Here is a 3,885-nt window from a genome sequence, read left to right as displayed (position 1 = left end):
ATGTCGGCCAACCTGCTTTCCATGGGTGCTATCGATTTCGGGATCATTATAGACGGCGCGGTGGTGATGGTAGAAGGGATTTTTGTGGCGCTGGATCATCTCGCGCATAAGAATGGAATGGAGCGGTACAACAAACTTTCCAAGCTCGGACTGGTGAAAAGAACCGGCGGCGAGCTGGGGAAAGCAATCTTCTTTTCCAAACTGATCATTATCACCGCATTGATCCCCATTTTCAGCTTTCAGAAAGTAGAGGGCAAAATGTTCACTCCCCTCGCCTACACACTGGGCTTTGCCTTGCTCGGCGCATTGCTTTACACACTTACGCTCGTTCCTGTGCTTTGCTCTATCCTGCTCCGCAAGAATGTCCGGGAGAAAAGTAACCCGATTGTGCGGTTCTTCGACAATACGGTAAGTCGCGGTTTTGAATGGTGTTATGCAAGAAAAAAGATCAGTATGATACTGGCGATGGTTTTCCTTGTGGCCTCCCTGTTTTCTGCCAAATTCCTCGGTACCGAATTTCTGCCGACTTTGAATGAAGGCGCACTTTGGGTGGAAGCTAAAATGCCGATGAGCAGCTCGCTGAATGAAACGATCAAAATGGTAAGTACACTGCGGGCAAAACTGAATGAATTCCCGGAAGTAAATGGCGTGCTTTCACAAACCGGCCGCTCCAATGACGGTACCGACCCTTCGGGCTTCTATTATGTGCAAATGCAGGTGAACCTCAAACCGAAAGAAGAATGGAAACGCAAGATCACGCAGGATCAGCTGATCGAGGAAATGGACAAGAAGCTCAAACAATTCCAGGGGATCAACTATAATTACTCACAGCCGATTATCGACAATGTGGCCGAGGCAGTTGCGGGGATGAATGCGAGTAATGCAGTAAAAATATACGGCGACGACCTGGAAACGCTGAACACCAAAGCCAATGAAGTACTGGAAGCGATCAAGGATGTGCCCGGGATCAAGGATGTGGGGATTTTGAGAAATATCGGCCAGCCCGAAGTCAGCGTGATTTTGCACGATCATAAAATGGCGCAGTACGGAGTAAGTATCGCTGACGCACAAGCTGTAATTGAAATGGCAATCGGTGGTAAAACAGCCTCCATACTGTACGAAGGCGAGCGCAAATTTGACATTCGCCTGCGTTACGAAGAACAATACCGGCGTACAGTAGACGATATCCAGCAACTGATGGTACCTACATTGACAGGCGGCAAAATCCCATTGAAAGAGATTTCCTCCATTCGTACAGTCACCGGGCCTGCATTCGTGTACCGTGACAACAACAAACGTTTTATCGGTGTCAAATTCTCTGTTCGCGAACGTGACCTGGGAAGTACCATTGCAGATGCCCAGAACCGGGTAAAACCAATGCTGAAAAACCTGCCGAAAGGTTATTCTGTGAATTGGTCAGGCGAGTTTGAAAACCAGGTTCGTGCTACCGCCCGGCTCGGACAAGTCGTACCGATCAGTCTTGTCGGCATATTTATCCTCCTTTTTATCATGTTCAGCAATGCGAAAGATGCCGGTCTGGTGTTAGTAAACGTACCTTTTGCCCTCATCGGCGGCATCCTGGCATTGCATGTTACGCACATGAACTTCGGTATATCTGCAGGTGTCGGTTTTATTGCATTGTTTGGCCTCTGTGTCCAGAACGGAGTAATCCTGATCTCTGTGTTTAACAAAAATCTGGCTGCCAGAATGCCGCTGGACGATGCAATAAGGGAAGGTGTAAAATCAAGGATCAGGCCGGTAATTATGACCGCATTAATGGCGGCGATCGGTCTGTTACCAGCTGCTACATCAACCGGGATCGGTTCGGAAACACAGAAACCGCTGGCGATCGTAGTAATCGGAGGATTGATTACCGCTACCGTACTCACCTTGCTGATCTTTCCGATTATTTACGGATTCTTCAATCGTAAGCAAAAGAGAGCGTACGTCAATTCGTAAAGTTGCGGTGGGGCTTATACGTGCATCATCTTATCCAGAAGAATCACTGCCTGTACTACATGATTGTAGTCAGGCAGTTGTTTCGTTGGGAGAATTGCTGGGTTTGAAGCTGATTGTAAAAGTAGTACCCACACCTACTTCCGACTGCACGTCAATGCGGCCGTGGTGCGCGTGTATAATGCTCATCGTAGTTGACAAGCCGATCCCCATTCCATTGTTTTTACCGGTGAAATAAGGTTCAAAAATCTTTTCCATATGCTCTTCACTGATCCCGGATCCGTTATCCATAAAGATCACCTGAATGCTGTCGCCCTGGTTTTTGGTGTAAATGCGCAGGATACCTTTATCCTCTTCCATCGCCTCGATCGCATTGGTGATAAGGTTAAGGAAAGCCATTTGAAGGGAAACAGGATCCAGCGGAATGGACAAGTCTTCTTCGGCAAAATGATTGACGATCTGAATGCGTTTCAGCTGCACACGATCGAGCGCGGCGCCGATCGCCTGGTTCAAAACAAGGTGTACCGAATTCTCTACAAGCTCGATATCTGCCGAGCTGGACGGCTGTAACAGCTGTGAGATCAGATCATTGATCCTCGTACAGTTACGCTTGATGATTTGCGTGTAAAATTTCTGATCCTCATCCGTGAGCTCCATTTCAAGCTGCTCGGCAGATAGGTTCACATTGGTCAGCGGGTTCCTTACCTCGTGCGCCAGCATGCGTACCAGCCGACCGGTTACCGCCATTTTTTCCGAGAACAATCGCTCTCTCTCCGACTGCTTTCTGGCAGTCATATCATGCAAACGGCCCTGTATGTACGGGTGATCGTCGTCAATTTCAATAGAAGCCGAGAAAAGACAGTATTTCTTGTCCCCGTCTTTGGTCAGCAACTTTACTTCCTGATCGTGTATGGTGTGCTCTTTGATATTCTTCCAAAGTACCGGAAACTGCGGCTCCTCGATCAGATCAAGGATATTCTTGAACTTCAGATCTTCCTCCGAATAGCCCGTCAGCGTGCCTGCAGATGCATTCAGGTCGATAATATTACCGGCCAGGTCGCTTATAAACAGGAAGTCGTTGGATTCCTCGAAAATCCGGCGGTACCTTCTTTCACTATGTTTCAAAGCCTTCATTACCGATGTTCTTTCCAGCGCATAGCGAATGCTCCTTTCCAGCTTCTCGGCGTCCAGCTCGCTTTTGATCAGGTAATCTGCTGCACCGAGGCGCAGCGCTTCTACCGCGATTTTAGTATCTCCTTTTCCTGTCAGAAGGATGATCGGCTCCTCGCATTCGAACTGGCATGCGAGATCGATCAGATCTATACCTGTACTTTCACCAAGCAGGTAGTCAAACAGGTACAGATCGTACTTTTTGGTCTTGATTTCATTTTGCGCATCCCTGAATGTTGCACACCAGGTAATGTCAAACTTCCAGTTAACCAGGTCCGTAAAATATTCCCGGGTAAGGAAATAGTCGTCTTCGTCGTCGTCGACAAGAAGGACTTTAATTATTTTGTTATTCATTATGCATTAACCCGCCGGATCTGACTAAATGTCGAACTGCTTCATTTTGTTGTAAAGCGTCTTCCTGTCAATATTCAGCAAGCGGGCAGCTTTACTTTTATTGAAATTAACATCTCTTAAAACCTGCATGATCATATCATACTCCGCCTCGTTCGCAACAGTTTTCAAGCTTGGTTTTGAATCTTCTCCTTCGAGTGTATCCACAATGCCCGGAGCGGCTGGCGCTGCTGCCACCGGCTCTTCGTCCAGGTCTTTTAGTCTGCGGTAATTTACAATTTCAAATGGAAGCGCCTTTTCTTCAATCAGTTCACCATCAGAAAGCAGGGTTGCTCTCTTGATCACATTCTTCAATTCACGGAGGTTACCCGGCCATGAATAGTGTAGAAAATCGCTTTTTACTTCCTC

Annotated in this window: 3 protein-coding genes; 1 reads left to right on the top strand and 2 read right to left on the bottom strand. The window is 47.4% G+C overall.

Going from position 1 to position 3,885, the window contains the following annotated elements; genetic code table 11:
• Window positions 1-1,959: efflux RND transporter permease subunit (locus ACTIE6_RS12970; RefSeq protein WP_439557044.1), on the top strand; the 1,959-nt coding region annotated here is incomplete at its 5' end.
• A 69-nt stretch (window positions 1,960-2,028) separates the two neighbouring features.
• Here ACTIE6_RS12970 and ACTIE6_RS12965 read toward each other — a convergent pair.
• Window positions 2,029-3,480 carry an ATP-binding protein gene (locus ACTIE6_RS12965; protein WP_439557043.1) on the bottom strand — a complete coding sequence of 484 codons (1,452 nt, stop codon included), beginning with the start codon at window positions 3,478-3,480 and terminating at the stop codon, window positions 2,029-2,031.
• Window positions 3,481-3,504: 24 nt separating this feature from the next.
• Window positions 3,505-3,885, bottom strand: a 381-nt coding sequence (locus ACTIE6_RS12960; protein WP_439557042.1) for a helix-turn-helix domain-containing protein, incomplete at its 5' end; no start/stop codon positions are given.

Source organism: Dyadobacter sp. (assembly GCF_051859145.1).
Classification (GTDB): domain Bacteria; phylum Bacteroidota; class Bacteroidia; order Cytophagales; family Spirosomataceae; genus Dyadobacter.
Note: the sequence above shows the minus strand (reverse complement) of the source record. Positions and strands in the feature narration are given on the sequence as shown.